The following is a 22044-nucleotide window of genomic DNA, read 5'->3' as shown; positions in this document are numbered from 1 at the left end:
TCATATTCTACAGTAAGAATGATGGTTTCATCAAAAATTGTCCGTTTTTTTTCGTTTTTTAATTCATATATCTGAATTTTTCTACGACAACCGGTTGCAATTGCTTCCCTTGCAGCGCTTCTAACACTGTATCTTCCAGCAGCTCCATGCGAGCTACCATTGAGTTCGGTTTTTTCTCTGGTGCATCTTGGCCGAATGGGACGAAGTAGATGTTTTTTGTTGCCATTAGGCGCATGAGGTTGACGCCAACATGGTAGCGACAATATAAACATTTCTTTTTTCTTCTATTATATATTTATTTCAAATCCTGTAAATTTATTTTGTATACCATATTCTTCACAGGTACCCATAAACGAATTAGACGGTACTTTGGTAATTAAATGGAAAAGTTCTACTTTGATATTGAGTTTACTACAGCAGCATATTTACATATATATCCTTTAATTGGTATGATTTACTTGTTCGCATAAAAGGGGGGAGATTTTTGAGTTTAAATATGTATTTAGGGGAAGTACATGCCCAAACACAAAGTATGAATGCTGTATGTACGGCTACCATTCAAGGTATGGAACAAGCGATTCAGTCGATTGACGCTTTTGCAATGGATACTGTGTTACAAGGGCAAACATATAGCAGTGCAAAATCATTTTTTGTACAAACCTTTCGTCCTTTAGCACAAGGAATCATTTATCTGTGTGAAGAGTTAATTCGTCAGAATGATGCTTTTCCAAGTCAATTCCAATCACAAGTCGCTTCCACGGATGTCGTTGAACAAGAGTTACTAGAACAAATTCGAGAAATTGACCGAATGAAAACAAGTATAGAAGCCATCAATCAAGCTGTGCCACTCCCGGGTATGGACGCTATGGCGAATCTTTTTACTGTCATGAGGAAAAAACTGCAAGAAAAATTAGAACATCTATATGAATTTAATTATACTTCTAGTAATAATTATGATACTGCACTCCAACTAGCCGCTAGCATTGCGATGGGTTTGGCGGAAGTTCAAAGTGGAAAAGGCTTTAGTCCTGCAAGTGGTACATTTAGTACGCAAGGGTTGAATATGGAGTGGATAACTTCTATCCAAGCGATTACAGAAGAAAAAAAACGTCATTCTGAAGGAAGTAATATTATAGAAGAATCGTTGTTCGATAAATTTAAAGATACTGTTGAAAATAACGTAGAAGCGATAGATCATTTGTACGAAAAGTTTATTCGACAGATAGAAAACACTCCTATTATCGGGCAATATTATAATTACAAAAAAGGGCAGAATGAAGCGGTGTTAGATGAACTTAAAGGAATATTAAACACAATTTTACATCCAATAGATAGTGTTGAGGGTGCTGTGTATGCTCTTTCTCATATCGACGAAACATTTGCTGCTGTAGAACAAGCTATTTCTGATTCGTGGAATCAAGATGTTGTAAATGGAGATTGGAATAGCAGAGCTAAATGGTATGGAAATGTAGAGATGCAAGTTAAATTAGCAATCGCTGAATTATTCGTAGGAACAAAAGGTGTAGATAAAGTTTCAACGTTAGGCAAAACCTCAAAACTTAGTGAAAGTGTAAATTTTATACACGGCACTAAAAACGTAATAACTTTAGATAAGTATAAGCAAAGCGTTGACATGTTGAATAATATTCTAATGCCAAAAAATCAATTTGCTTATACAGGAAGAAATATTGTAGACTCTTTCTCAGATAGCAATGCCCTTAAACAATCTAAAGAAAAATTATTGACTCATCAGTTTGCTGAAAGTACAGCTGAAGTTAATAAGGCAACAAGCGGAGCTGACTTGGATTTTAGAAAAGTAAATATTCAAACCAATGAAATTGGAGAAACTTTAGCTACTAGAAAGGAAATTCGAGCGTATAAAAAGGAATGGGGAGAATTAGGTATAAAAGTTAATATAGATAAAAAAGGAACAATTCTTCCAAACAATGTAGAAGCAGCGTTTGATTTTGTTAATGGGGATATATATTTAAAGAAAAAACCATCCGTCATAAATATGCATCATGAGGGTTTTCATGCAGAGCAGTGGTTAGATATAGGAAAAGAGCAATATATGAATCTTAGTAGGTTAGAAAGAGAAGAATATGTATTTGAACAAGTAATGAAAAATAAACATTTATTTGATAAAGCTTCTATTGACCATTCAATAGAATATATCGAAAGATTAAGATTGAAATATAAATAAAAGGAGAATTTTATATGTCTTTAGATAAGTATAAAAATATGTCTGATGAAGAGTTTAAACAATTGTCTACTGAAGAATTTCAAAATTATATAAAATTAAAGCAAGAAGATTTTTCAAGACATTATAGGAAAATAAATGAAATTACTGTAGATGTAATGTTAAAGCCTCAGGAAGCAATAGAAATTGCTAAACATTATCATAAGAAAAATAAATTAGATGGAGTAGTTAATGAAGATATCAACCAGCTTTTCTTTGATGAGGCTTATACATTTAAAATTGTGAAAGAAAATAGAAACAATGATGATATAAGACCAGCTTGGAGAATATTAGTGGATTTACCAAAAAACTCTTTTCTTATGGAGGACTATACACTAATTGTGTCTGATAGAGATAAAAAAGTAATGGGTATGCTCGATCCAAATGGGCATCCAGTATTTAAAGGCAATGAATTTACAGATGAAGATATCGAATATATTATGAGCGATGAGGATTCTAAAGATTAATCAAGGTAATAATTTAGTGAATAGTTTTATAAATAGAATAATTGTCTTTTTTAATTAATTTTTATGCTATTTTGCTAGATTCTAAGGGCAAAGAAAGAAGAATTTAAAAGAACAAGATAAATGGAAGAAAAATTTTTATATCTCTATTTTTTATATAATGATACATTTATTAACATCAACTAGGAGGAACATTCCTTGAAAGTTGTACGCTCTATATTTAAAGGCTTTCGTTTAATAGGTTTAATTGTAAAGCCCGTACTTAAAGCATTATCTAAAAGTAAATTTTAAATCTCATAAATATTAAAATCCCCTTCTGCATATAGGTGCAAAAGGGGATTTTTTCAAATTATTCTATTCGTTCTACAGACAGTACTCATAGATAAATAAGAAACGGTGTATATTTACCCTAACATTTATAAAGATGAAAATCAATATATAATTATCTACATATAGAACCAGATAATAATCTTTATTAATAAAACTATTCTTTTGTTTTATTTTTTAATGTACTCGTACCACCAGTTTCTTTCATCCATCCAAGCTGTAATCTTATCAAGCTCGCCATTAGGTAGTACTTCAGTTTGTAAGTAAGCTAAACCAGTTAATGGATCAGAGACAACCTTCCCTTTTGTTCCACGCTCATTCATAGCATTTACGACTTCCTGAACCAATGAAATACCAAAACCACCAGATTTAACATATTGATAGCCGCCATTGGCAATAGCTTGTTCTGGTTGTTTTTCTCCTGTAAACCAAGATAATGATTTACTGCCAATCAATTGGTTCAAATCACACTTACCGATACCAGGTACATTACCTGTCTCTGTGTATTGCCAAATATCGCATGGATAAGCTGGCTTGTTACCGCCATAACGAGGAATCCAAACAAAGTCAGATTTTACATTCGCCATACCAAACGAAGCATACATATGATGACCAACGTATAAACCAACTTTTTGAGCACCTAATCGGCGTAGTTCATCAATAAATGCTTGTGTGCCCACTCTCATATCATTCATTGTTTTCACTTCAACATCTGCAACCCAGACTGTCGCGCTTTTGTCTCCACGGTTCCAGAAGTCACGAGCTTCTATTCGTGCATCATTTTCAGAAACAAATCGACAGAATGCATAGTTACCAAAAGGAATACCATGTTGCTTCATGGCTTGTACATATCCTTTATACAATGGATCTACATAATTTGAACCATCTTGTACACGAGCGATGATGAAATCAATGTATTGCTTTGCTATAGGCCAGTTAATGTCACCATTCCATTTTGAAATATCAATAATTTGTCCCATTACTTAACATCTCCTTTTTTATCTTCTTGTTTTTGTTTACCGCCTAAAATCTCAACTGCATTTGTTAAAGCTTGCGGAAGTGGAATACCCATTCGGCCAGCGTTTTCTAAAAGTGAAAGTAATTCATTACCCATGAAGAAGAAAATTGTCGCTTCACGAATAGCACTATTACTTCCTAACGCTGTATCTAATTGAGCTGCCGCTCCGACCAAAAGAAAAAGCACCACCTTTTTGGCGATGCCTTTGAAACCAACTTTACTTTTTAATTCTCCGTTATACCCTGCTGCAATCATGCCAGTTAAATAATCAATAACTGCCATCGTCACTAAGATTTTCAATGTTGCATCCCATCCTCCCAAGAAATACCCACAGAAGCCACCGAAAGTGGCAATAAAGGTTTTTAATAATAAATCAATACGATCCATCTTTTCCTCTCCTTTTTAGATAATAAAAACAGACCAGCTTATAGCTGCTCTATTTGCGTTGTATTTTCAATTGTTACTGGTTCTTGTGGAGGATTTTTTCCTGTAAGCTTAAAATAATCTTCTGCACAAAGGCCTTTTTTAACAAATCCCAAATCTAATTCATATAACCTCGAACCTCGTCCACATAGTTCACATCTTGTTGCGATTCTGAAACAGATTGTACCGTCTGACATCTCCCTCCATACTTCAACTTTACTAGTTCCGTCAGGAATGCCAGCATTCTTTAGCATATCGGCAGGTACTTGCACGGAAATCCCTGTATCAGTTCTCGTTGCATCTACCAGCCTCCCCATAAAGGGAAAGCTTTCACCTGCTTGGAGTGGCATCATTTGATTGTCATACTTATTCATCTATATCTCTCCTTTTTATCCAAGGGCATTAAATTTCCAACCATTCGGGCTGTTCACGTAAAAGCCTGGGCCGAGATTACCGTCTGCAAAACGAATATGCCCCCACTGTTGAAATGCATTCCCACCAAGACTTACACCTTGCAATGCTCGGATGTTCGTGAAAAACTTAACCTCTTTGTTCGTGCTTATATCCAACGTGTATCCATCAGGTGCTATACCTATGTTGGTATTCGCATCTCCTATTGCGATCTTATTAAATGGTTGAAGACCGTCTGCTCTTTCTGCTGCTGCTCGATCCCAGTCATACATAGATGCATATTTGCCACTCACTAAAGTAACACCTGACACACAAACTGCTGTTCCTTGTCCAATATTTGCATCCGCAGACTCTACTTTTATAACAACAGCGTGTTCCTGCGGTTTGTAACTAGCTGGGATTGTAAAAGTGAACGACCTACGCTGAATGTCACCATAGTATGTGCTAGGTGCATCAAATGAAAGTTTTGATTCGTACCATATATCGTAATGAACATTATCTCTATACGTTACATAGCAAATGTGCAGCTGTGGTTTAGCAGTTACTCTCTTTCCATTAATCATAGCGCATCGAAAATGTGCTGATAGTGTATAAATATTACCTGGATGTATTCCGTTTTTAACGGTTGTTTCAGGATAGTTATACATATCTACTCGTGCTGCATTCACCATTTGTTCGTAATTAAACAAGGCTGTATTTTTTTCTATAACTACGTTGCCATTCACTTTCCACGGAAGACCATATCCACCATCAAAACCCCAATAATCAGAGTTCCCGATGTCTTTCTTTATAGCACTTGAAAAATCATGGTCGCTAATTAGATTGCGTTTAGACATAACTGTTGTTTTCATTCCTCTTTCGTCTTCGTAGAGGAAATCTAGCATTTTTACAGTTACACCGTTTTTATCAATGGTTATTTTATCACCATTAATTCTAATAAGATTCGTATCAATGCCCTTTGCTGTTAGCCATTTGACCATTGTATCAGCATTAATATCCAACTTTGCAGCATTGATTGTGATTTTCCCTGGAGACATATTGATGGCAGTAACAATACCGTCCTTTAAAATCTGCGCTATAATCCCGTCATCTAACACTTCTAACCTAGATTCCGTTTTCGTTACATAACCTTTATAAGTCTCATTTATAAAGGTTTCTTGTTTTCCAGAAACAAGTGAAATACCTTTTTCAGTAGCACTAATACTTCTTTCTAATTCGGTAACTTTCTGATTGTATTTTTCGGTAGCTACTTTATTAGCGATATCTTCCATCATTTTATCAACATCCGTTTGATCTTTCGGATGTAACCAAAATTCTGTAGCTATAGTGCCACGTTGTAACATAGGTGCAGCACACCATAAACGCCCATTTCTCGTAACGTAATAACGCCATCTCACAAACGCTGCATTGGCAGGTGCTTTATCTGTACATACAGCACGAACCCACGTATTATTTACAACCTTGATATTCGTTCTAGCTGTTTTAACACGAGTTTTTTTGTCAGCTGTCCACCATTCAATTTCAATAAATGCACCACCACTATCAATAGGTGTTTTCGCATCAGTATTGAAATAACCTGATGCAACAAAGTCCTCGTTAACCTGACACTCAATGAATTGACTTGTAAGTCCCCACCAACGATCTTGAGTCTGGCCAGTACCGGTAATTGCAAATGTATTCATACCTTTGTATTTTAAATTCGTATCAACAGATCCAGTTGCTCCATTACCACTATTCCAAAACCAATATTTCTGCCCTAACTTAAAATCCGCATCACGCAATTCGTTGACAGTACCTAAACCGCCTACATAATCCTCAACGTCTTTCTTTTTCATTGTTAATTTCAATGCTTCAGAATGTTGACCTATTGTTGTAGTAGCCTCACTAAGCGTTTTTCCTTGCTCAGTTTGTGTTTCCTGTAATCTCTTAACACTTGCAGTTGTTCCTTCTGCATTCTTTTCTACAGTGTTAACACGTTCATTAAAAGAGGTTTGTGTTTTTTCTACCGTTTTAATACTTTCTTTGACTCCATTCACACTTTGCTCAATCTCAGTTGTTTTTTTCGTGAACGTTTCTTTAGAAGTAACTTCATCATTAGCAGGCTGCCATGTAGTTCTTATGTTCCCCTCTTCCAATTTCGCATGATGTGAGTTTAAATTACCATCAATATTTCTTCCAGAGTAATAAAACCTAATTTGAGTTACATCCTTATCTTTTGTTTTGAATGTAACAGTTAGAGGCTCGTCCTTATAATCTACATTAATCTTTAATTGTGAGTCTGCACGTACAGATTTCCATTCTTGCTCTCCGTCTGTATAAGTTATTGCCGTTTCTACACCGAACCAAGGATTTGTATTAAGTTTAGTCATTTTCCCAGTGAATAAAAAAGAAATAGTAAACGTCTTATTTCTGTAATTAATCTTATTAGAAAGAGTCATTTGTTTACTGTCTGACCATGTTCCAGTCATATTCTGTTTGTTTAACCCTGTTTCTGAATCGCTTGCTAGATTAATTGAACCTACAGAAATGTTACTCATGTCGGTTTGTAATTGTTCAATGGTCTGCTTATTTGAAGTCGCCGTGTTCTTTATTTCATTTGTTGTTTTTGTTAAAACGTTTGTTGTTTGCTTCACATCGGCAATAGTTTGTTTTGTACCTTCAACTGTATCTTCCACTGTATTTAATTTTTCAGTGATTTCACCATCTTTTTTTGTTAATGATTCAATAGATTTAGTAAAACTCTCGTTAGTTTGTTTCATTTCAGAAACAGTTTTATTAATTTCACCTTGAGAGTTTTGTACATTTTTAATAGTTTGCGAAACTTCTTGGAGACTATTTTTAACTTCCTTGAATTGTCCATTGGTTTCGCTTTGCGCTTCTTCCACTTTTTTGTTTAATTCTTCTTTTGTGAGCTGAATATCTTTATTAACTTGTTTCAGTGTTTCTTCCTTTACTGACTCTACATCAGGAATAAGAAGCTCCCAACCTTTACCGTTCCACACTTTTAAAATACCCGGTTTACCGTTGGTAATATCTCGCCACACTGTTTTACCTACTATAAGATTATCGGACGGTGGATTTTTAGCTTCAATAATATTCACCGTATTATTTTTCAGGTTTTCCTGGACCTTTTCAGCCAGTTTCTTAGCGGATTCAGATTCTTTTTGAGCATCATTTACTTTTTCAGCAGTCTCTTTAACCAACTTATCTAGCTGATTTAAAATTTCTTGTTTACTACCTAATGAAGCCAGGACTTTATTATAGAGCTTACGTAATTCTTCATTAGCATCCACAATTTCTCGATAATCTCCGAATACATATTTATCTTGTGAAGGATCAGTAAATGATTCATCACCAGCGATTGCCCGTGCTTCTAAATAAAGTTTCGGTGTAAATCCAGTATCTTTAATTCGAATTGTGTCGCCTTCATTAATTAGCTCATGAGCTAGTCCAAATACACGACCGATACTTTGTGTATTTACTTCATAAGAAACAGATGAATTAACGCGTTTCTTTATCTCCGTTTTCATAAGAGTCATTAAACGTTGTGGTGTTATATCTTGCTCTGTCTCCGGTGTATAGAATCCGAATTTATGTTGTCCTCGTTCATTCCATCGCTGAAATGCATCAGTGTCTACAAGATAAGGAACTCCATTATTAATACTAGAGATGGTTATAAAGTCCCCACCTTCTTTTTTTACGAACCCCAATAAGGCTGTACATATATTTTGGGAATTCTCAATGCGTTTGATACCCATCAAATCTTTACCAAGAGTTACTTCTTTACCTGTATCACGCCCTCGCTTTTTCACCATATCTACATAACGACCAACAATTTGAGACCCTACAACTTCTGCGCGATATTGAATTTCTAAATCGAACAAGGAAGCAATGTCTTTTAAAAATTTCAGTGGATCTATGAATTCATCAATCGTCATAGTGTGGAAGCCAGCGTATTCTGTTTTTCCTCTTTTCCACTTCGTACCCACAAGAGCTATATCGATAAACTCATTGACTGTTTTACCTACAATCTTCTGTGGATTGATAATGCCAGCTTTCGCGAGTTGAATCCATTCACCAGATGCATAAGCAATGACCGATCTATCATCTGAATCTTTTTCAGCTTCAGTAATTACATATGGAACAATGCGACCATCACGAACTTCTTTTAAAACTAAATTTTGCTGCCTGAGTGTCGCTGCATGGTCTGTATTATCAAATACTTTAAACTCTAAAGTATCAATGTTATTTTTTATCTCCCAATGTCGCTTATCGTCCCAATAATCTTTTGGTTGTATATTGGAAACGATTTGACTCGTTTTAAAATCAACAACATGTAAAATTCCGCTTGGTGTCCTCATCTAAATCGCTCCCTATACGTTACTTTGGCTGTTCCGACAGTAGAAGGCATGATTTCTAGTTTATTAGAACTCTTATGAATAACAGGATAGTCACTAAATATATCTTTTAAATTAATAGCACTTTTACCATTTATCGTTACAAGACTTCGCTCAGTATCAATAACTACTTTGTCACCAACATCAAAGATATAAGGCGGATTATTTTGTGTATTCATGTTAACCTTCCAAATTTTCAAATCGTCAATAGACATTTCCGAACAAAACATGTTGTTAGAGAATTGAGAAATACTGATTTGTACTTGAGTAACTTTATTCATATTGACGTTATTTTCATCGAACCATACAACAAACCTTTCAGCATCATCAATCTCCGTACCTAAAATAAATTTAGAAATATATGCTTCCCATCTGTTCCCAGTTCTAGCAAGCCATAAACGACCTCTAAAATTTGTCCAAGTGTCTGGGTGATCTCCATGTTCATTAATGAATACCTGTCCACCTGGTTTTTTACTATTACCAACAGAAGCGAATCCGCTGTTTTGCTCGGCTTCCCATTGAACATCGCTCATCGATATACGAGCTACATAATCGCTATTTTCATCAAGAAGACCTATTTCCACACGTCCCATTTGATCCCAATGATGGCTATTAATACGTACATAGGCTTGCATGATGAAATCCTGTAAAGGTCCTTGTGGAATATTCTTTTTGGCTATGCAACCATGCCATCCTTTTACTGTAGGTTCACCTAGATATTCAGCCATAAAACGATATCCATCTGATTTAAACTTTCCTCCACCTGTCATATCTTCTGTTTTAGGGACATCCGTCCATCCTACGGTTGTCCCCATCTCGTCCCATAATACACGTTGATTTCTTTCCACTGGAACCTGGTCTGCTTTCAATGGATATCCAATGCGAAAATAATCCGTTCCATTCCATAAATCAAGAAATGTGGAAGGCTTCGTTACTTCAACTTCTATAATTGGGTTAGATTCGACGCTCCCTTTGTTTTGAACATTTGCTATTAACCCATGCCCATCCATTTCAAATTCTAATGTTTTAGTAGGCCCTAACTTATATGGCATTGGACAAACAAAATTCAAAGTACCTTTACCTAAAGTAATAAAATCCTCAGGATCAAAATCTTCATCAATAACCGCCAGGTATGTCCTATCAGGTGTTACATCAAAGACTAATTCAACAGGTTTTTCTGTAATTAACCACTTTGCTATTTCTTCTTTTAATGTTTCTAGGTCAGATCCATCAGGAACAATAATTCCGACCGGAACAGGTAAAACTCGCATTTCAGTTTCTGTCGTTAATAATCTTGCACCTGGATAACCTGGAACACTTAGAAATTTTCGTTTTAATGGCGCCCACGCTGGTCTTTTCCATCCTTTTTCGATTTGAATAAAATCCTTACGTATATTGTTAAATGTAAAAGAACTCATACCGTCACCCCACTTCTCTCTAAAATAAAAGAAACCCAAACCTAAAAGGCTGAGTTTCTTTTTTCTTCTCTATCTTGATACTCGGTTGTATATCGATAAGTACCACGTGCCACATCTCTTCCCTCTAAAATAACTGGAACTTCAACAACTAAATCTCCACCAAGCATTGGAATTACTCCACCACTAGAAGATGAACCAGATCCGTAATTAATCACTTGATTTGATACGCTGCTTGCCATAGCTTGTCTACTATTTGACATGCTTCCATATACACCACTCATGACACTCTTTAATCCTGATAATTGACTCACAGAACTAGCCATCATACGGCTCATTTCACCCATTAGTTGATTTATTTCTCCCGGCATAACAAACTGTTGTCGTGGCATGGCTGCTACAATTCCTGCACCAATATCTCCAAGTGTCTTTTTATTGAGGGGAAGCACTGCTTCTCGCCCCGCTTCTCCTGCACCTTGCAAGTTTCCGCCATTCATTCCAAAGATAGTTGGTTTAGTGAAGATACCACCTTTTGCACGCCAATCAATATTAATTCCTGACGGAAATGTAATATCTTTACCTAAAACATTTTTCGTGCTTGTTTGTAAGCTGAAGTGTGGAAGAGGTGGCATTTCTGGTTTTGGAATTTTTAACTTCAAGTCACTAAAGAATCCTTTAATCTTCCCAATGAATTTTTCTATACTGTCAACTGCATCTTTAATTGGATCTATAATAAAATGTTTTGCCGCTTCAAATTTTTCTTGAGCTGCATTCTTAACCGAATCAAATTTTTCCCGTGCTGTGTTGTACATATCATTGAATTTCTCTTTTGCAGAATTATAAGCTGAAATAACTGGTTCAACGATGTATGTGTAAACCATCTTCCATGCTTCAAGTGTATACCCTTTTATTTTCGCCCAAATTCCTAACATCCAATTGGATAAATCACTAAACTTTTCTTTTACTAAATTCCAAGTATCTTGTACAGGTTTTATAATATATTGTTTAAATAACCCCCATGCTGCTGATGTATATGATTTAACTGTCTCCCATTGTGAATTTAGCCAAGAAACTAAATCACTGAACTTTTCTTTTACTAAGTTCCAAGTGTCTAGAACCGGTTGAATAATATATTGCTTAAATAGTCCCCAAGCAATTTGTGCCATAGCTTTTGCAATTTCCCATTGTGTACCAAGCCAAGTGACCATTTCACCGATTTGTGTACTTACCCAGTCGTAAGCTTCCTGAATCGGTTGAATAATATATTGACAGATTGCCGCCCATGCAATTTGTGCACCTGCCTGTATTAACAACCAACCAGCTTCTAAAACGGTAGAAACTGCCGAAATAATTGGATCTAAAACAGTAAGAATTGTATCCCATGTTTCTTGCCATGCTTGCGTTAATGTTCCCCACAATTCAGAAGCTGTTTCAACTAAAGAGGACCACCAAGAGGAAGCAGTTTCAACAATGCCAGACCATAAACTACTAAAGAATTCACCTATCGGATCAAAGAAACTATGCATCATTTCTATGAAAGAAGACCATGCTTCAGAAAAGAATTCAACAGTAGAATTCCACGCATCGCTACACGCCTGCTTTACACCCTCCCATAAATCACTAAAAAATTGACCTATCGGATCAAAAAATTCATGCATTGCTTCTAAAAATGAAGACCATGCTTCATTACAGGATTGGGATATCCCGTCCCAAAGCTCTACTAAATACTCTTTAATAGAATCCCATGCTTCTATTGTCCAATTTTTAATATCATCCCAGTTTTTATAAATAGCCACTCCAAGAGCAACTATAGCGGCTACGATAATAGGAACAATAGCAACTATGCCTAGTGCGGCGGCGGCTCCGATTTCAAATACACCCATGACCGCCATAACTATTGGCGCAATTGCCATAAGTGCCCCTGAAATTACCCCAATAGCCGTTGCAACTGCTGCTAATGTCGCTGCTAATTCTGGATTATTAGAAATCCAATCAGCAATACTAGCAACAACATCAGCAATCACTCCTAGTATAGGTTCAAGAGCCATTTTTAAATCTTCCATTGCCTTTTGAAACTTAACTGCTGGATTTGCATCCATTTTTTTTATGGATTCATTCAATTTCTCCTGATTCTTTTGGAAGTCTACGGTTTTTTCCGAAGCTCTTATTAAAGTATTAGTTAAATTTTGCCCTTGGTCCTCAAACATAGTGGCTAGAACTTTAACCCCTACTTGATTCTTTTTAACAGGATCTTCTATTCCTTCTATCGCTTTAGCTACTTCTACCATAGCTTTTGAACCATCACTTCCACCTTTAGCGACAGCTGCACCCCATTTTTCTATTTGTTCAGTTGCAATACCAGAACCATCAAGTGCTTCTTTTAAAGCTTTGTCAGCTCCTTGTGCGAATTCATTTAATTGAATCCTACCTTCTTTAAGCCCATCTAAAAGATTATCAATATTCCAACTACCGGTTTCAACACCAGCTTCCATAATTGCTTGGACTTCCTCAGCTTTAAAGCCTGCACGGGTTAGCTGGCTACCATATTCAGCAATGATGTCTAACTGTTCTGGCGGAAATCCCATTTTTAACAAAGCATCAACCATACCAAGAGCACTATCTTGCGTTATTCCTAATTCATTTCCTATTTCATAGGTTTCTTGAATCAACTCTGTAAAATCTATACCGTCATAGGATTGCGCGATTGTCGCTGCACCTTTAACGATAGATGCATTCGCTTCATCACTAATATCTTTATTTAAAGCCCATTGCCTACGTACACCAGCAAGTGATTCTTCAGCATCCACTCCATAAGCTGTTACGCCTCTTATTGCTTCTTCTACTGATTTTTTCGAGGATTCAGGGACATCAAAAGATATATCAATTTTGGTTTTCAATTTTGACATATCAAGTGCTTTTTCAACAGCTGTTGCAATTCCACCACCTGCTGCTAATCCACCGATAACATTCTCTAATCCCACTTTTAGACCTTCAAACTTCTTCTCGGTTCTGCCAGCTTCTTGTTGTAAGTCTCTTAACTCATTTTGTACTTGTTGAATAGAGTTTCCGGCATCCACAGATCGGAGGGCGCGTTGTAATTTTTCAATATCAGCTTCAGTTCCTAAAGCTTCACGACCAATAAGGCCAATTGCTTGTTCTAACTGTCGACTTGTAGCCGATCCACTTTTAATTGCATTTACAAGACGATTACCTAATGCGCTCGCAAAATCATCAACACTTTTTCCTGTAGCACTAAATAAAGTTTCTAATTGTCTTGTTGAACTTGCTACATTTTCTTGTTCGGCTTTCATATTACCGAGCTTGTTTTTCAGACCATCAAGTGACCCTTGTGTAAATTCAATTTCACGCCTAAATGCGCGGTACTGCTCTTCTGAAATTTTCCCATTCTGAAATTGCTCTTGAACCTGTTGCTCCGCTTCTTTTAATTTATCGAGCTTTTGTGTAGTTTTTTCAATTTGTTGTGTAAGCAACTGTTGCTTTTGAGCAAGTGCCTCAACGTTACCGGGATCAAACTTTAATAAACGTTCAACATCTTTTAACTCTTTAGTCAAAGAATCACTTTGCTTATTCACGTCTTTTAAGGCATTTTGTAACGGCTGCGTATTCCCTCCAATTTCAATCGTAATTCCTTTAATTTTTCCTCCTGCCATTATCTCACCCCTTTTTCTTAGAAAGCATTAAAGTCTTCTTGAGTTGCTTTTCGAACTTTTTCTTTTCCTGGATTTTTCATTTCAGCATACTCAGCGATATAATCAAAACAATCACCAATCGTCATCACTTCTAAGTCCCAATATGTGAGCTTTGCTTCATAACAAAGAGCAAGGAACAATTCAGTGCTTAATTCTTCATCACCGAAAGTCCCTTGCTCTCCATTAATTTTCTTTACTTTTTTTTTGCTCCCATTGTTTTTTGAACCATCTCATTAATTTCCGGCATTATATCGTAAATAGGAAACTCATCAAATCCTTCTAACCAAGTCATCGGGTCTGGAATTTCAGGATCAGCTGTTTTAGCGTATAACCAAACTAAATCGTAACAAACTTCAAAATCTACCTTGTCGAAATCTAAGTTAGAAAAATCAATAGTACCTTCTGTTGCATCTTGCGAAGCAAATGTACCTATAGCTCCTAATTTAAACATATCGGCAAATAAATCCCGTCTAAATTGCGCCTTATATCGCTTGGCTGATGCTGCATTAGCTTTTAATTTGACCTGTTTTCCGTCTATTATAATTGTCTTTTCCATTTACTTACGCTCCTTTTGGTAATGCAGGTACTTTTGTATACACTTTTTTGTACCAATTATTATAAATATCTGTTTTTGATTTAGTAGTAGTTTTCGTTTTAACCATACGTTTTCCATTAATATCAATAGGGCTGGACACAAATTTAAGTTCATTTGTATTTGGCTCCGCTGAATTTGTTTTCGTTTTAGATGCAAGTGTTGGACGACTTGCAGAACAGTTAAACATAACGTGTCGAGTTGCTCGTACATCGCCATCAAATTCAAATAATAATGCAAATGATTTTCCTTTCGCATCCGCTAACTCATTTAACACACCATCTTCTTCGTCTAATTCCTCCCCTAGTGCATCAATTGCAAATTGTTCCGGAATAGTCGCAATAGAAAGCGTTCCATCATACCCTTGGTTATTACTTGCAGCGTAATAAAGCATGTCATCAGCGTAGAATTCAATTAAATCCCCTCGTGGATCAAACGTTAATTCAACCGCACCAGGTAATGGAATTGGTGTATTAAATGTAACTACACCATCTTTAATATCGAAAAGCGCATAATGGACATTCTTTAAACCAAATGCTACTTTATTTTCATTCATTTATATCAACCTCGTTTCATAAAATTTTTGATACATATTTTCAGATTCAATAAAAGTCCCATACGAGTCATAAGGAATCTCGTGATCATCTAGTACTTGTTCTAACTTGGCTTCCGCAACTACATCTTTCTTAGTTGTATAAAGCTCTATATTTACATCATTTATCTTGTGATACACCTTGTTATCAGCCATTAAATTTGCTGACCCATCCACAAGAAAACAGATATACGGTGGCGCTGGAACTGGATTACCTGGTGTTGCTATGAAATGCGAATAGGCCACAGGATAGCCTGTAGCTTCAAGAATTTTTATAAATTCTCCTAATGTTAATGTCATGATTCAATTGCCCTTTCAATACGTTTTGGCAATTCATCAATTACATACTCTTCAACGGGACGAATATGCACTTTCTCCGGTACTCGGCCACCACTAGCTTTCGCATGACCATTTTCTAAAAGATGCGTTAATTGCCCTTTTGTATTATGGATAACAACGGCTTTACCTACTTTTTTCTTACGCCAACCTTTACGATAACCACCTGTTTTTTTAGGGCTATTTTGTCTTAACTTACTTACAGCAATATCAGCTACATCTTCTTGTGCATTTGTTAACTCTTCTTCCACAACATTTGCATATCTTTGTAATTCTCTAGCAATCTCACTCGCAAAATCATTCATATTAAGTATGCTCCTTTGCGATAATAGTCAATGTTTGATACGTTTCATCATCATTCATTGGCGGTTCAATAATATCAAAGATACGACCTTTCATATTGATTCGCATTTCTTCTGTAATATCAGAAGCATAAGGAATCACAAAGCGATAAACCCGTGTAGCTTGCGAAGTAGAAGCTTCAATGTACTCGGAACCTTTCACCGTTTTTATCATTGACCAGGCTTTCTTTAATTCTTGCCAAGATGTTTGGATTACTTGGTTTAATTCATCTTTTATTATTACAGGCTGTTCAATGCTAATCCGATTTCTAAAATCACCTGTATTCAGTGGTTTTTTATACTGAAAAGGACGCATATTACTCACCGTCCAGTTTAATTTCTTCTAATGCTTTATCAATACCTAAACTATTAATCTGACTTGAAAAATTCTTGTCAAAATACTCTAATGCATCGTTATAAACATAACGAGAGCGTTCAAAGACTAATTCTTTGAACTCCTCGTCTTTATTTAAATCATAATTCCCACAAACCCTAATTAATACCTTGTTAGACGTAAAAAGGATGCGTTTTAAGTTATCATCTTCCTCATCTCCTAAGTGCATCCTCTCTTTAAATTCTTGCAATATTTCATCTGAAATTGTTGCGTTTCTCATTCACTTCACCCTTTATTTAGTTTTTGTTTCTGTAGATGGTGTAAATGAAATTTCTAAATCGTAAACAAGAGCCGCTTTATTATCTTTCGGTTTCCCATTAGCAAATTGTTTAATTGTATAAAGGGTAGCATCTTCGAAAGCTAATGTTTGATCAAATTCTTTTAGCTTGTATCCACCTGCGATTGCAGCAATATATTGTCCTTTTACAAAGAATAATGCTTTACCAACAGGAACTTCCTCACACTCGACAGGTTTAATGTTATAAGGCAATGCCATTACCCATTGACCTGTTGCGGTCTGGATTGTATTACGTGCTTGTACGCCAATCGCATCAATCGGGTTAACTACCATTACAATTTTATTTAATACTTTTCTGGATTTCCCTTTTGCATCAACAGATAAAGCTTTTACTACTTCATAAAGTTCGCCTGCTACAATTACCCCTTTATCAGACGGAGCAAATGTTAGTTTACCAGAAGATTTTTTATCAGTAACAGCGCCTGTTTCTGGATTTACATCTTTCATTAAACCAACTGGTTGATGTGCTACAGATCCGCCACCATTAATAAAGCCAAATTCTAGACCGACTGAATATGTTTCTACTAAAACAGTTCGAACATAACGTTCAATCCATTCCGGGCCAAGTTCCTTCATATCATTTGGAATTGCTGCAAATGCAGTTAATTTAAGTTGACCAATTTTTTCTTGTTTGAAGATAGCATCAATTTGCCCACGGATTTCCCCGAATAATTCGCCCCATACATACGCCTTCGTTGCATCAGAGTAAATAAACTTCGTAACTGCTCCTAAATCTTGCAAACCAATTTCAGCTAATAAGGGATGTTCTGTAACTAAATCTTCAAACACACGCTCTTGAGTCGTTACAGGAAGGATTGAGCCATCTGTAAATCCACCTTCTTTAACAACTGCATTGAAGAATTTTGTTTCTGCTGAAGTTAAAACATTTTGACCACGTTGCTGTAAAATTGAACGATCAAGCATATCGTTATTTACTTGTTCACGGACCGTATTTGCTACATCTGTTTGTAGTGCATCAAAGAAACCTTCAAACGCTGACGTTTGTTCTTGTTCTGTACTTTCCGCGTTAGTTAAAGTGTCCGTCAATTTTGCTTTTGCTTTATTAAATGCTTCAGATTTATTAAATTTAATCGTCATTATGTGTTTCCCCCAATTTTTATAATTTTAAAAGGAGCCCTTTAATCCCACTGTTTTTTACAGGTTTAGGATGCGGCTCCTTTGGTTCTTCTATATTGTTTTGTAAATCATTCAGGATTTCATTTTTTAATCCTGATAATGCTGCATTTAAATCTTCTTTTGTAATCCCTTGGCCTTTGTTCATTGTTCCATTTCTAAAGCCATCGATTACTTTCTGCGGAAGCATGGTGGCAGTAGCAGTTGAAGCTGTCATTTTAACCTGATTATCCATAAACATAATTTCATCCACAAAATTATTTTCTAATGCTTGTTGCGGCCTCATCCAAGTCTCTTCAGCCATCATATTAAGTAGTTCCTTTTCTGATTTACCGCTTTTAATGACATAAGCATTTACAATTGCTCTATCTGTTGTTTTCAACATTTCAGCTGCCTTTTCCATGTCACGATGATCTCCACCATTCCACATTGAAGCATTATGAATCATAATTTGTGCTGTAGGTGAAATTCGGACTTTATCACCAGCCATCGCAATAACAGAAGCTGCACTTGCAGCCAAACCAACAATTTGAACTTCCACATTACCAGGATAATTTTTTAATGCTGTATAAATTTCTGATCCTTCGTGCACATAACCACCAGGACTGTTAATCGATACAATTAAATCATCACCATTGGCATTAGTTAGTTCTTTTGAAATTTTACCTGGGCTTGCAGCATCCATTTCAAACCAATCATAAATCCAAGCTTCATCATTCGAAATAATTGGTCCTTTAACGTCAATTTTCACCGTCATTTGTATTCTCACCTCCTTCAGATTCAGTTAGTTTCGTATAGTTTTTCGTAATATGATGTGTATTTAAGTTAGGATCATCAGAAACTTCATATCCTACTTCTAATCGAATCTCATTCCCTGTAAATGCACTTGAAGAAATGAGTTTATCGATGCTTGTTGCAAGATCAAATATACTTTGATAAGAAACAGCTTTAACTTCAATTTTTTGACCTGAAAGATACTCTTCTTCTTCAAAAAATTTAACGTTTGCTTCATCAGAAATCTTTTTTAATAAAGGTTTCACTGTGAAAAGCATATAATTTTTCGTTTGCTTCTCAACGTCAGCCATTTCGCCATATATCAAAGCAGTTGGAATACCAAAAGCCATTGCTACTTGATTTAAGAAGCCATTTGTTACTTTATTAATTTCCTCCACACTCTGCCCAGAATTTGCTCCACCTGACGTTTCAGCATACTTAAAACCTGGTTGTTGTGGAATGATAGCGACATCTTTTTCTCCAATCGCTTTGTACATGTTATCAATGAACTCTTGCAGTTTTGATTGGTGTTCTTTGCTCTTTGCAGCGAGCATGTCCATATCAACTGTTCCGCGAATTTGATTCTTACGTTTTTGAGAACTTAATATTCTACCGAATAAATCACCATAATCAGTAAACAAACCATCGATAAGAGGTGATAACTTATCATTCCTGTATCTTAAATGAATGACTTCACTTTGTTTAAAACTTCTTTTAAACTGATAACCTTTTACAGTGACATTTGTAAAAGTATCTTCAAACACAGCATATTCGTTATGTTCAAAGTCATCAGCAATAAGTAGATCACCATCATCCGCTTGGATAATCAAAGCTTCATTATCATAAATAAGTTTGTAAATGAAACTCTCCCAAAAGGTACTTGCTGTCATATTCTTATTTGGTCTAACATTTAATCGGTAATAAAGCTCATCCTTTTCAAATTCTTCACCGTTTTTCACTCTGAATTCCGACTGACTTATTGTTCTTCCTAAAAAAGAAATACATGTATCAATCGCTAATCGCTTCATATGGACTCTATTTGCCTTTTCGATAAACATTTCCACATCAAACATAAATCCTACTTCACTATTTCTTTTAAATACTGCGTCCAACCATCCAATGATTATCACCCCCTTTATTAGAATTTAATACTGTCTAACATAAAGTCGAATTCATCCACAAGAATGTTATCCGCTTGCCATAATGCATGGATAAAGGCTTGGAATCCATCTGTTTTTCTCTTAAATTCATCTTTCTTCAAATATTCTTTGTTGCCGTCTTTTTTGATGTGGACGTAGACGTTATTGGTGTACCAACGCATTAATGGATTATCACCAAAAATAATACGATTGTTTGCAAATAACGTTTCTACCCTTGGCGCTAATAAAGAATGAATAGCTTTTGGGTTACGGATGTATAACAATATGAAACCTTCAGCTTCAAGTGCTGTTTTAACAAGATCAAGACGGAATGTATCAGCTACTATTGTGTTAAATCCGTATATCTCACGCATTTTTACAAACCAATCCACAATATGAGAGATATTAATAACCGGCTCATCCACAATAGTTAGTAAGCCATTTTCAGCCCATTCATAAATAGGCGCTTTTAATTTCACCTTGTCCAAGAATCCTTTACGTACAAATGAATGACCTTTCCATATATAATCTTCACCATGTTTAAATAGCAAGCCGACTGCTGCGAAGTCTTTGATGCTGGCGAAGTCGAGACCGCCTACAGCTACTTTGTGCTTTAAATCCGGAACTTCTCTCAGTGTTTCTCCATCTTCTTCAAAACCAGTACGCATGATTTCTTCCCATGAAGCTACAGACTTTGTTAAATCTACTTCCGGTATATTCATCCTTTTAGTCATGAAATTTTCTCTATTAGACGGATCGTTTTCTAGATTTTTATACTGACGCATAACTTTCTTAAACAATCCTCTAGCGTATTGACTCATTGGCTTACTAAACATCGGATTTGCTTTTTCCCACATATCAGGATTATCTACTTCTTCAGCGTTATCAAGCTTACAAATAAAAGGAAACAATCTATCTTCTTTTTCTTTCCCTTTCAGGATATTCATAGCTCGCTCTTTCATTTTGTCAAGATACCCCTCACGAACAAATCCATCTGTGGTAATAAAAAATTCCCTAGAGTTAGGAACTTTACCTAAACCGCTAGAGAACACTTCTACAACATCGCTATTTTCATATCTATGTATCTCATCGTAAATAACACACCCGTCCCTTAACGAGTCTTTACTCCCTGCATTAGACGTATGAAATTCAAAAGTTGAACGAGTAGCTTTATTTGTTATCAATTGTTTTGTTGATACAAATAACTCGTCTAATATTTCATGTTTTTTATTCTTTTCATAAACATCTATAAAAGAAGTTTTAGCCTGTCTTTCTGTATTAGCAACTACTGATACGTTGTAATGCTCAATACCGTGCAACTCGCTAATAAAGAAGTGTGTCAATGCACTAATCAATCCGTTTTTACCAGCACCCCTTGCCATCATCCAGAAGTGTTGATCAAAATAAACATCCTCATATTCATCAAACAAAAACACAAATGCTATTAAAAATTTCTGAAAGGAATTTAATTTGAAATGCCACTTTTCTATGAAAGTTACACATTTATGAATTAAATCCACATCAAAATGTAAATCATTACGGGTTAATATATCTTGCTTTAAATAATTTATAAGCATGATACGTTCTTTATTTAATACCACTGTTCCTATTTCATATAGTTCTATATATTCACTTACATACTTATGAACAATCATATTAAATCACTTGCCGAATATTTCTTAATTTCTTTTTTATTATTTCCTTCTGGCAACAAATCCGTTAGTTGTTTAATGACCCTTTGATATGATTGATCACGGGTATTATATAACCGGGCAACAGGTCGTTCTCTTTCATACGGCTCTGTTTTATCAGATTGTGAGAACATTTCATAGTCACCATTCTCAGATATATCCATCCACATCTCATTTAATAAAACTCGTAATCTTGCTGCCTGAATAATTAATCCTTCAACCACTTTTAACTTACTAGGTGGGATGTCTTTAAATAATCTTTTCAAACGATTTTTTTCTTTGTTAACTAGCACCTCACGCTCATCAATATCCGCCATAATATCACCTCGATTCAATCATATTTTCATAC

Annotated in this window: 19 protein-coding genes and 1 pseudogene; 2 read left to right on the top strand and 18 right to left on the bottom strand. The window is 35.6% G+C overall.

Features of this window, described 5'->3' with window-relative positions:
- Positions 1-58: 58 nt before the first annotated feature.
- Positions 59-247, bottom strand: a pseudogene (gene spoVFB, locus EBQ15_RS20685) (dipicolinate synthase subunit B); the annotation flags it as partial.
- Between the two features lie 237 nt (positions 248-484).
- Here spoVFB and EBQ15_RS20680 point away from each other — a divergent pair.
- Both EBQ15_RS20680 and EBQ15_RS20675 read left to right on the top strand, forming a co-directional pair.
- Positions 485-2203 carry a zincin-like metallopeptidase toxin domain-containing protein gene (locus tag EBQ15_RS20680; protein WP_000056017.1) on the top strand — a complete coding sequence of 573 codons (1719 nt, stop codon included), beginning with the start codon at positions 485-487 and terminating at the stop codon, positions 2201-2203.
- Positions 2204-2217: 14 nt separating this feature from the next.
- Positions 2218-2706, top strand: a complete 489-nt coding sequence (locus EBQ15_RS20675; RefSeq protein WP_000050865.1) for a hypothetical protein — start codon at positions 2218-2220, stop codon at positions 2704-2706.
- A 494-nt stretch (positions 2707-3200) separates the two neighbouring features.
- Here EBQ15_RS20675 and EBQ15_RS20670 read toward each other — a convergent pair whose 3' ends face one another.
- The 17 genes from EBQ15_RS20670 to EBQ15_RS20590 form a co-directional block, all read right to left on the bottom strand.
- Positions 3201-4010 carry a GH25 family lysozyme gene (locus EBQ15_RS20670; protein ID WP_000529741.1) on the bottom strand — a complete coding sequence of 270 codons (810 nt, stop codon included), beginning with the start codon at positions 4008-4010 and terminating at the stop codon, positions 3201-3203.
- Complete coding sequence (locus EBQ15_RS20665; protein ID WP_000373864.1) at positions 4010-4435, bottom strand: phage holin family protein; 426 nt, start codon at positions 4433-4435, stop codon at positions 4010-4012. The genes EBQ15_RS20670 and EBQ15_RS20665 overlap by 1 nt, the downstream gene beginning before the upstream one ends.
- A gap of 38 nt (positions 4436-4473) precedes the next feature.
- Positions 4474-4845, bottom strand: coding sequence for a hypothetical protein (locus EBQ15_RS20660; protein ID WP_001045978.1), 372 nt, complete (start codon positions 4843-4845; stop codon positions 4474-4476).
- A gap of 15 nt (positions 4846-4860) precedes the next feature.
- Positions 4861-9243, bottom strand: a complete 4383-nt coding sequence (locus EBQ15_RS20655) for a phage tail spike protein (RefSeq protein WP_001260190.1) — start codon at positions 9241-9243, stop codon at positions 4861-4863.
- A complete protein-coding gene (locus EBQ15_RS20650) occupies positions 9240-10697 on the bottom strand; it encodes a distal tail protein Dit (protein WP_000094124.1) in 1458 nt (485 codons plus the stop codon). The genes EBQ15_RS20655 and EBQ15_RS20650 overlap by 4 nt, the downstream gene beginning before the upstream one ends.
- A gap of 41 nt (positions 10698-10738) precedes the next feature.
- A complete protein-coding gene (locus EBQ15_RS20645) occupies positions 10739-14365 on the bottom strand; it encodes a phage tail tape measure protein (RefSeq protein WP_000897024.1) in 3627 nt (1208 codons plus the stop codon).
- A gap of 232 nt (positions 14366-14597) precedes the next feature.
- Positions 14598-14960, bottom strand: coding sequence for a hypothetical protein (locus EBQ15_RS20640; protein WP_000415905.1), 363 nt, complete (start codon positions 14958-14960; stop codon positions 14598-14600).
- 4 nt (positions 14961-14964) lie between these two features.
- Positions 14965-15552 (bottom strand): major tail protein, encoded by a 588-nt coding sequence (locus EBQ15_RS20635; protein ID WP_001004907.1) that lies wholly within the window; start codon positions 15550-15552, stop codon positions 14965-14967.
- Positions 15553-15888, bottom strand: coding sequence for a hypothetical protein (locus EBQ15_RS20630; RefSeq protein ID WP_000176452.1), 336 nt, complete (start codon positions 15886-15888; stop codon positions 15553-15555).
- Complete coding sequence (locus tag EBQ15_RS20625; RefSeq protein ID WP_000997556.1) at positions 15885-16229, bottom strand: HK97 gp10 family phage protein; 345 nt, start codon at positions 16227-16229, stop codon at positions 15885-15887. Before EBQ15_RS20625 ends, EBQ15_RS20630 begins: the two co-directional genes overlap by 4 nt.
- Position 16230: 1 nt before the next feature.
- Positions 16231-16581: a phage head closure protein gene (locus EBQ15_RS20620; RefSeq protein ID WP_001247296.1), complete on the bottom strand. Its 351-nt coding sequence runs from the start codon at positions 16579-16581 to the stop codon at positions 16231-16233.
- A gap of 1 nt (position 16582) precedes the next feature.
- Positions 16583-16879, bottom strand: a complete 297-nt coding sequence (locus tag EBQ15_RS20615; protein WP_001243200.1) for a hypothetical protein — start codon at positions 16877-16879, stop codon at positions 16583-16585.
- A gap of 12 nt (positions 16880-16891) precedes the next feature.
- Complete coding sequence (locus EBQ15_RS20610; protein WP_000152778.1) at positions 16892-18055, bottom strand: phage major capsid protein; 1164 nt, start codon at positions 18053-18055, stop codon at positions 16892-16894.
- Between the two features lie 19 nt (positions 18056-18074).
- Positions 18075-18848, bottom strand: coding sequence for a head maturation protease, ClpP-related (locus EBQ15_RS20605; protein ID WP_000216395.1), 774 nt, complete (start codon positions 18846-18848; stop codon positions 18075-18077).
- Positions 18832-19995 (bottom strand): phage portal protein, encoded by a 1164-nt coding sequence (locus EBQ15_RS20600; protein WP_422851062.1) that lies wholly within the window; start codon positions 19993-19995, stop codon positions 18832-18834. Before EBQ15_RS20600 ends, EBQ15_RS20605 begins: the two co-directional genes overlap by 17 nt.
- Positions 19996-20003: 8 nt before the next feature.
- Positions 20004-21659, bottom strand: coding sequence for a terminase TerL endonuclease subunit (locus tag EBQ15_RS20595; protein ID WP_000635295.1), 1656 nt, complete (start codon positions 21657-21659; stop codon positions 20004-20006).
- A complete protein-coding gene (locus EBQ15_RS20590) occupies positions 21656-22012 on the bottom strand; it encodes a hypothetical protein (protein ID WP_000763336.1) in 357 nt (118 codons plus the stop codon). Before EBQ15_RS20590 ends, EBQ15_RS20595 begins: the two co-directional genes overlap by 4 nt.
- Between the last annotated feature and the right edge of the window lie 32 nt (positions 22013-22044).

Source organism: Bacillus sp. 2D03, from assembly GCF_003946765.1.
Lineage (GTDB): Bacteria > Bacillota > Bacilli > Bacillales > Bacillaceae_G > Bacillus_A > Bacillus_A cereus.
The sequence above is the reverse complement of the archived record's forward strand: the minus strand, read 5'-3'. Positions and strand labels throughout refer to the sequence as shown.

Excerpts from the sequence above, each read along its gene's own strand:
- EBQ15_RS20590 (WP_000763336.1), bottom strand. The coding sequence starts at position 22,012 with ATGGCGGATATTGATGAGCGTGAGGTGCTAGTTAACAAAGAAAAAAAT.
- EBQ15_RS20645 (WP_000897024.1), bottom strand. The coding sequence starts at position 14,365 with ATGGCAGGAGGAAAAATTAAAGGAATTACGATTGAAATTGGAGGGAAT.
- EBQ15_RS20630 (WP_000176452.1), bottom strand. The coding sequence starts at position 15,888 with ATGACATTAACATTAGGAGAATTTATAAAAATTCTTGAAGCTACAGGC.
- EBQ15_RS20610 (WP_000152778.1), bottom strand. The coding sequence starts at position 18,055 with ATGACGATTAAATTTAATAAATCTGAAGCATTTAATAAAGCAAAAGCA.
- EBQ15_RS20640 (WP_000415905.1), bottom strand. The coding sequence starts at position 14,960 with ATGGAAAAGACAATTATAATAGACGGAAAACAGGTCAAATTAAAAGCT.
- EBQ15_RS20650 (WP_000094124.1), bottom strand. The coding sequence starts at position 10,697 with ATGAGTTCTTTTACATTTAACAATATACGTAAGGATTTTATTCAAATC.
- EBQ15_RS20615 (WP_001243200.1), bottom strand. The coding sequence starts at position 16,879 with ATGAGAAACGCAACAATTTCAGATGAAATATTGCAAGAATTTAAAGAG.
- EBQ15_RS20665 (WP_000373864.1), bottom strand. The coding sequence starts at position 4,435 with ATGGATCGTATTGATTTATTATTAAAAACCTTTATTGCCACTTTCGGT.
- EBQ15_RS20655 (WP_001260190.1), bottom strand. The coding sequence starts at position 9,243 with ATGAGGACACCAAGCGGAATTTTACATGTTGTTGATTTTAAAACGAGT.
- EBQ15_RS20625 (WP_000997556.1), bottom strand. The coding sequence starts at position 16,229 with ATGAATGATTTTGCGAGTGAGATTGCTAGAGAATTACAAAGATATGCA.
- EBQ15_RS20635 (WP_001004907.1), bottom strand. The coding sequence starts at position 15,552 with ATGAATGAAAATAAAGTAGCATTTGGTTTAAAGAATGTCCATTATGCG.
- EBQ15_RS20660 (WP_001045978.1), bottom strand. The coding sequence starts at position 4,845 with ATGAATAAGTATGACAATCAAATGATGCCACTCCAAGCAGGTGAAAGC.
- EBQ15_RS20670 (WP_000529741.1), bottom strand. The coding sequence starts at position 4,010 with ATGGGACAAATTATTGATATTTCAAAATGGAATGGTGACATTAACTGG.
- EBQ15_RS20605 (WP_000216395.1), bottom strand. The coding sequence starts at position 18,848 with ATGACGGTGAAAATTGACGTTAAAGGACCAATTATTTCGAATGATGAA.
- EBQ15_RS20620 (WP_001247296.1), bottom strand. The coding sequence starts at position 16,581 with ATGCGTCCTTTTCAGTATAAAAAACCACTGAATACAGGTGATTTTAGA.
- EBQ15_RS20675 (WP_000050865.1), top strand. The coding sequence starts at position 2,218 with ATGTCTTTAGATAAGTATAAAAATATGTCTGATGAAGAGTTTAAACAA.
- EBQ15_RS20595 (WP_000635295.1), bottom strand. The coding sequence starts at position 21,659 with ATGATTGTTCATAAGTATGTAAGTGAATATATAGAACTATATGAAATA.